7 protein-coding genes and 4 tRNA genes are annotated in these 6,882 nt (G+C 61.6%); 3 read left to right on the top strand and 8 right to left on the bottom strand.

Features of this window, described 5'->3' with window-relative positions; all coding sequences use genetic code 11:
* Positions 1-30 precede the first annotated feature (30 nt).
* From nusG to GR138_RS13745, 7 genes are all read right to left on the bottom strand, one after another.
* Positions 31-561: a transcription termination/antitermination protein NusG gene (gene nusG, locus GR138_RS13715; RefSeq protein WP_069059048.1), complete on the bottom strand. Its 531-nt coding sequence runs from the start codon at positions 559-561 to the stop codon at positions 31-33.
* Between the two features lie 16 nt (positions 562-577).
* Positions 578-778 (bottom strand): preprotein translocase subunit SecE, encoded by a 201-nt coding sequence (gene secE, locus GR138_RS13720; RefSeq protein ID WP_160859785.1) that lies wholly within the window; start codon positions 776-778, stop codon positions 578-580.
* 195 nt (positions 779-973) lie between these two features.
* Positions 974-1,049 (bottom strand) — tRNA-Trp (locus GR138_RS13725).
* A 136-nt stretch (positions 1,050-1,185) separates the two neighbouring features.
* Positions 1,186-1,842 carry a hypothetical protein gene (locus tag GR138_RS13730; RefSeq protein WP_160859786.1) on the bottom strand — a complete coding sequence of 219 codons (657 nt, stop codon included), beginning with the start codon at positions 1,840-1,842 and terminating at the stop codon, positions 1,186-1,188.
* Positions 1,843-2,146: 304 nt separating this feature from the next.
* Entirely contained in the window at positions 2,147-3,322 is a 1,176-nt protein-coding gene (tuf, locus tag GR138_RS13735; RefSeq protein WP_160859776.1) for an elongation factor Tu, read from the bottom strand.
* Positions 3,323-3,541: 219 nt separating this feature from the next.
* Positions 3,542-3,615, bottom strand: a tRNA-Gly gene (locus tag GR138_RS13740).
* Between the two features lie 24 nt (positions 3,616-3,639).
* Positions 3,640-3,724: transfer RNA gene (locus GR138_RS13745), tRNA-Tyr, on the bottom strand.
* 293 nt (positions 3,725-4,017) lie between these two features.
* On the opposite strand from GR138_RS13745, the gene rlmB reads away from it, so the two are divergent.
* Complete coding sequence (gene rlmB, locus GR138_RS13750) at positions 4,018-4,893, top strand: 23S rRNA (guanosine(2251)-2'-O)-methyltransferase RlmB (protein WP_160859787.1); 876 nt, start codon at positions 4,018-4,020, stop codon at positions 4,891-4,893.
* A 70-nt stretch (positions 4,894-4,963) separates the two neighbouring features.
* On the opposite strand, the gene GR138_RS13755 is transcribed toward rlmB, so the two are convergent.
* A complete protein-coding gene (locus GR138_RS13755; RefSeq protein WP_160859788.1) occupies positions 4,964-5,587 on the bottom strand; it encodes an FMN-dependent NADH-azoreductase in 624 nt (207 codons plus the stop codon).
* Between the two features lie 130 nt (positions 5,588-5,717).
* Here GR138_RS13755 and GR138_RS13760 point away from each other — a divergent pair, with 130 nt between their 5' ends.
* The gene (locus tag GR138_RS13760; RefSeq protein WP_160859789.1) at positions 5,718-6,665 is read left to right on the top strand and encodes a LysR family transcriptional regulator; all 948 of its coding nucleotides are present in this window, start codon (positions 5,718-5,720) and stop codon (positions 6,663-6,665) included.
* A 52-nt stretch (positions 6,666-6,717) separates the two neighbouring features.
* Positions 6,718-6,793 (top strand) — tRNA-Thr (locus GR138_RS13765).
* Positions 6,794-6,882: the final 89 nt, after the last annotated feature.

The raw sequence follows: 6,882 nt of genomic DNA on the forward strand, positions 1-6,882 counted from the left end.
AACAGGCAGCGCCCGAAGGCGCTACCGAAATCAGATTTTCTCGACCTGGGCGTATTCCAGCTCGACCGGGGTGGCGCGACCGAAGATCGACACTTCCACCTTGAGGCGCGAACGCTCCTCGTCGACATCCTGCACGGTGCCGTTGAACGAGGCGAACGGACCGTCGGAAACACGAACCTGCTCGCCAATCTCGAACGAGATCGAGGGCTTCGGACGATCGACACCGTCCTGGACCTGCGACAGGATGCGCTCAGCCTCGGAATCGGGAATCGGAACCGGCTTGTTGTCGGAACCGAGGAAGCCCGTGACCTTCGGCGTATTCTTGATGAGGTGGAACACCTCGTCCGTCAGGTTCGCCCGCACCAGCACGTAGCCGGGGAAGAATTTGCGTTCGGCATCAACCTTGCGACCACGGCGCACCTCGACAACCTTTTCGGTCGGAACGAGGATCTTTTCGAACAGGTGATCAAGACCCTTCTGACGCGCCTTGTTCTCGATGTCCTCAGCGACCTTCTTTTCGAAATTCGAATAGGCGTGGACGATGTACCAACGGGAAGCCATGTTCATCTCCAACCAATCAGGCGCTTGCGCTGAGGATGAGGCCGATCAGCCACCCCAACAACTGGTCCGCGGCAAAGAAGAACACGGCCGCAAGGAAGACCATGACAAAAACCATGACGGTCGAGATCATCGTCTCGCGCCGCGATGGCCAAGTCACTTTCGCCGTCTCGGAGCGTACCTGCTGCAGAAACGCAATCGGATTTGTTTTCGATGCCATTGAATGTCCACGCCATTACGGCACGTAAAGCTGAACTATCAGCCCCACGCACCGCGTGTCTGTTTTGCCCTACATAAAGCCCGATTCTCTTTTTCACAAGAGGCAGCCCGGGCTTTTCACGAATTTAGACGGCCAAACGCCGTCGTGCCATCTCCCGCCGTCGCTGCAAGTCGTCCGCGCTGTTCGGCTTTGGAGTGGCAGGGGCAGCCGGGCTTGAACCGACGACCTGCGGTTTTGGAGACCGCCGCTCTACCAACTGAGCTATACCCCTAGATGCTTGCCGCCCCATGGCGAAACGCCCGTTGCCGGCAAGGCATGGCGTCTTTACGGCGCACGGAACGACTTGGCAAGCCCGAAGGCAAGATTTTTTCACAGCTTTGCAGCAGTTTACCTTCCCCGTCCCCGGATTACCAATCGAAGCGAAGCTGTGCCTTGACGGCGCCGATCAGGGACGTGTCTTCCCGCCGTACCGACGCGGTGAGGTCAAGGCAATCAAAGACGCGCTGCTCGACCCCGAATTCCGCGGCGACACGCCTCTGCCCGCTCGCCGCCGAGCCGGACGCGACGAACGACGTCCCGGTCCGCAGCGCCTGGACCCGGGCTTTCTGCGTCATACGAAGGGCGCCGCGGTCGTTATGCCGCACACTGGCATCCGCCGACACGGACGGCGCAACGACGACATCGAACGACGGTGACGCCATCCAGCGCCGTGAGACGCCGGCCGTCGCTGAAACGCGTCCGGTCAACGGGTTATAGCCGGCCGACACGCTCCGCTCCGCCCCCGAGCCGCCCTGTCCGCGCATTTCCGCCCAGAGGCGCGCATAGTCCCGCGTCGCGCGGATGCCGCCCGTCGAGGACGTGGTGATGGAGACATCCACCCCCGCGCTTACAGGATTGCCCGTTGCGGCCTGCGCGCCCATGCGCAGACGGTAGGCATTGGCGGAGAGCTTTGCCGGCGACCAGATGAGAAGAGAATCACCTGCCGCGGCAGCGCCAGCCGGTTGAAACGCGAGAATCATCGCGAGGGCGAGCGCTGCATGCGCTGCGCGTGCAAAACCGTCCATGAAGATAGGCCTGTCTGCTTGTTAACGTGATGCGCGCGGCACACTCATGCCCGCCACACGCAGGGGCGCTTTGCAATACAGATCAAAGATGATCCGCAGGCGCCAGGCGCGTGGTCTCTTCCCACGTGCCGTGCCGCTCGAAGCGACGCCCCAAACCTACCGCCTGGCGCCCACCGGCTCCATCCCCAAAACTGGCGAGTTATCGCCCACCGCTAAACAAGTGAACGTTTTCAAAGACGCCTTAAAACAGAAAGAGCCCCGCGGTTTCCCGCGGGGCTCCTCGTCAGGCCAAAAGCCTTAAGTCTTACTCGACGATCGAAGCGACGATGCCGGCGCCGACGGTACGGCCGCCTTCGCGGATGGCGAAGCGCAGCTTTTCTTCCATCGCGATCGGAACGATCAGTTCGACGGCAACCGTCACGTTATCGCCCGGCATGACCATTTCCGTGCCTTCCGGCAGCGAAACGATACCGGTCACGTCCGTCGTGCGGAAGTAGAACTGCGGACGGTAGTTCGTGAAGAACGGCGTATGACGGCCGCCTTCTTCCTTCGTCAGGATGTAGGCTTCTGCCATGAACTTCTTGTGCGGCTTGACCGAACCCGGCTTGCACAGGATCTGGCCACGCTCGACGCCGTCACGCTGAACGCCACGGATCAGAGCGCCGATGTTGTCGCCGGCCTGGCCCTGGTCGAGCAGCTTGCGGAACATTTCAACGCCGGTAACCGTCGTCTTGGTCGTCGCACGGATGCCGACGATTTCGACTTCTTCACCAACCTTGACGATGCCACGCTCGACGCGGCCGGTCACGACCGTACCACGGCCCGAGATCGAGAACACGTCTTCGATCGGCAGCAGGAACGGCTGGTCGATCGGACGCTCAGGCGTCGGGATGTAGGCGTCAACGGCAGCCATCAGCTCGCGGATCGCGTCTTCGCCGATCTTCTTGTCCGAATCTTCCAGAGCGGCGAGCGCCGAGCCCTTGATGATCGGAATGTCGTCGCCCGGGAAGTCGTAGGACGACAGAAGTTCGCGCACTTCCAGCTCGACGAGCTCGAGAAGCTCGGCGTCGTCAACCTGGTCGACCTTGTTGAGGAACACGACGATTGCCGGAACGCCAACCTGGCGGGCGAGCAGGATGTGCTCGCGCGTCTGCGGCATCGGGCCGTCAGCGGCCGAGCAGACCAGGATCGCGCCGTCCATCTGGGCAGCACCGGTGATCATGTTCTTGACGTAGTCGGCGTGGCCGGGGCAGTCGACGTGCGCATAGTGACGGTTCGGCGTTTCGTACTCAACGTGCGCCGTCGAGATGGTGATGCCGCGCGCCTTTTCTTCCGGTGCAGCGTCGATCTGGTCGTACGCCTTGAACTCGCCGAAATACTTCGTGATCGCTGCCGTCAGCGACGTCTTGCCATGGTCAACGTGGCCGATCGTGCCGATGTTTACGTGAGGCTTGTTGCGCTCAAACTTGCTCTTTGCCATCTCTTTATTTCCTACTGAACGAAAGTTGGGCTAACCGGCCCGTCCGGTTTGGCAGGCGTTTAAGGCTTTCGCAACGAATGCGCAAGCCTTAAATGCACTGGGAAATATGCCGGAAACGGGCTGAGGTGAGCCGGATTGCCTACAAATCGTGACGCCGAATCGTTTTTTCAAGGCAGGGTCTTACGACCACATGCTGATTCTTTTTCTGAAGGTTGGAAATGGAGCGGGTAGCGGGAATCGAACCCGCGTATTCAGCTTGGAAGGCTGCTGCTCTACCATTGAGCTATACCCGCGGGGGTCTTGACCCGGAGACAGAATGGTGGAGGGAGTTGGATTTGAACCAACGTAGGCTGAGCCAACGGATTTACAGTCCGTCCCCTTTAACCACTCGGGCATCCCTCCATATTCTGTCGGGATCAAGCGACCAGTGTCGACCGGCGGGCAGTGCCTTGTGGGCGGCGCCTTCGATCTGGCGGCGTATATGACGGGCACAATTCCTCCTGTCAACACGACCTCGCGGAAAAAAATGCGAAAAACGTCATCATCCCCAGAGGGTAGCCGAACGCGCCGTTTGCGATCAGCCTGATGCCGGCGGCGTTTTCCGGCTTTGCTCCCCGCTTGTGCGGTTTTGTTTTTTGCACGCCGTTTGCGCAAAACCCCTGCACACTTTTGCGCGACATGCTTTATATGGCCGCATGAGCAAAGACGATACCGGCGGTAAGTCCGCAAAAGACACCCATTACGCCAATCTGCGCCGGGCGCACCGCGACCAGCGGCGCGACCGTGGCGAGATCCCGACACCGAAAGACGACCGCCGCCGCAAGCCGGCGGAAGGCTGGAAGGCGCCGGCACTTGCCCCCGACCAGGTCTATCTCTACGGCCTGCACACGGTGCGCGCAGCACTCGACAATCCGGAGCGGAAGATCATCAAGCTTTCGGTGAGCCTGAACGCCGCCCAGCGACTGGAACTGCCCGAGTTCTCGACCCTGCCCTACCCCGTCGAAACCGTGCTCCCATCCGATCTCGATAAGGTGCTCGGCCCGGACGCCATCCATCAGGGCGTGATGCTCGAAACGCGGCCGCTGCCTGTGCGCCGGCTGGCGGCGCTGAAGGACAGCCCGCTGCTGCTGGTGCTCGACCAGGTGACCGATCCGCACAATGTCGGCGCCATCATGCGCTCGGCCGTCGCCTTCAATGCCGGTGCCGTCATCACGACGCAGCGCCATTCACCGACCGAATCGGGCGTGCTCGCCAAGACGGCCTCCGGCGCGCTTGAACTCATCCCCTATATCCAGGTCACCAACCTGGCCGACGCGATGGACGAGCTGCACAAGCTCGGCTTCCTGACAATCGGCCTCGACTCGGAAGGTCCAGCACCGCTCGAGGGCACGCTCTCGGGCAGCCGTGTCGCGCTGGTCATGGGGGCCGAGGGCAAGGGGCTGCGCCAGAAGACGCGCTCCACCTGCAATGCGCTCGCGCGGCTCGATATGCCCGGCGCGATCAAGTCGCTCAATGTCTCGAACGCCGCGGCGATCGCGCTCTACGCCACGCACCGGCACCTGTTCGGCTGAACAATTCCGTTGAACACGCAAAGGCCCGCCGGTTTGAGCCGGCGGGCCTTTGCGTTCAGGAGATTTTCGCTTAGCTGGCGAGGCGCAGGTTGGCGCGGCCGGAAATGGTGCGTTCGGCTTCGGAAATCGCCTCGATCTTCGAATCGGCGCTGAGGTTCAGGCCTTCGGCGCGAACGATCTCGATATCCGTGACACCGAGGAAGCCGAGCACGGCCTTCAGGTAGCTTTCCTGATGGTCCATCACAGCAGCCGGGCCGGCGCTGTAGTGGCCACCACGGGTGGACACGATGATGACCTTCTTGCCCTTGGCGAGGCCTTCCGGGCCGTCCGCAGAATAGCGGAACGTCTTGCCGGACACGGCGATACGGTCGATCCAGGTCTTGAGTTGGCTCGGCAGCGAGAAATTGTACATCGGCACGCCAAGGATGACGGTGTCGGCGGCAAGGAACTCTTCCAGCACGGCCGCACCCTGGACGTTGTCGGCGGCAATCTGCGCATCGACATCTTCCGGCTTGGCGTTGGCGGCCATCAGGTGGGCGCCCGAAAGATGCTGCAGCGGGTTGGCGACAAGGTCGCGATAGGTCACGCTCGCGTCTGGCTGCTCGGACTTGATCTGGGCGACGACAGCGGCCGTCAGGCGGCGGGATACGGAATGCTCTCCGAGAATGCCGGAGTCGATATGGAGGACGTTCATGGTTCAGCACCTTTGTTGTGTTTGGGTGCAAAACATATGATCTGAAAACAATCACCTGATTAGACGGCAAAAACCCAATTGACTGTTTCATGTGAGAAACAATAAATGGGGAAATCCGGGAGAAAATGCCATGCAGGACCTGAACGATCTCGCACTGTATGCCGCCGTCGTGCGCCACAAGGGCTTTACCGCGGCGGCGAACGCGCTGTCGGTGCCGAAATCGAAGATCAGCAAGCGCATCGCCGCCCTCGAGGAGCAGCTTGGCGTGCGCCTGATCGAGCGTTCGACGCGAAAGCTCTCCATCACCGATATCGGCCAGTCCTTCTATGAGCGCTGCGAGGCCGTGCTCTCCGGCGTGGAGGCGGCCGAGGCGGTCGTCGCCGTCGCCAAGGCGGAGCCCTCGGGCATGGTGCGCATGGCGATGCCGCCGGGTTTTGCCCCGGCCGTGTCGGATGTCCTGCCCAGCTTCATGAAACGGTATCCGCAGGTGCGCCTTTCCATCCTCACCACCGGCCGCCCCGTCGATCTCATCGAGGAGCGGATCGATGTCGCGCTGCGCGTGCGGGACGGCTACGACACCGACCAGTCGCTGATCGTGCGCCGCTTCGGCGGCACGCGGCGCTATCTGGCGGCAAGCCCGGATTTTCTTGAGCGCTTCGGCCCGATCGACCTCGACACGATCGGCCGCGTTCCCACACTTTCCATGCAGGAAAACGATATCAGGGCGATCTGGACGCTCTACAACGCCGAGGGCGCGGTGCACGACGTCGCCCATTCCCCGGTGCTCATGTGCTCCGATTTCAGCGTGCTGGAACGCGCGGCAACCACCGGCGTCGGCCTCGGCCTGTTGCCGGACATCATCGCCGAACGCGGCTTCCGCGCCGGCGCCCTGTCGCCTGTGCTGCCGGACTGGAGCAGCGCAGAATCAACCGTCCACGCCGTCTTCACCGCCCGCCACGGCATGCTGCCGGCAGTACGCGCCCTCATCGACCATCTCGCCGAAAACCTGCCGCGCTCCATGCTGCGCTGCAAGGAAATCATGCCCAAAACCCCATCCGACAGCAACTGGTCGATCTGAACCACCCTTTTCGCTTTACAGCGGCGAAAAATATGCTAACTCCACGCCAAGTGCCCTTATAGCTCAGTTGGTAGAGCACCTGATTTGTAATCAGGGGGTCCCGGGTTCGAGTCCTGGTGGGGGCACCATTCTTTTCCTTTAAAGCCAGGTTTTCAAGCTTTCCGTGGGTTCGCCCGCTCAGGGAATATAGCCAAGAACCAGCCTCAAATTCTCACAC

The sequence above is a fragment of the Shinella kummerowiae genome (genome assembly GCF_009827055.1).
Lineage (GTDB): Bacteria > Pseudomonadota > Alphaproteobacteria > Rhizobiales > Rhizobiaceae > Shinella > Shinella kummerowiae.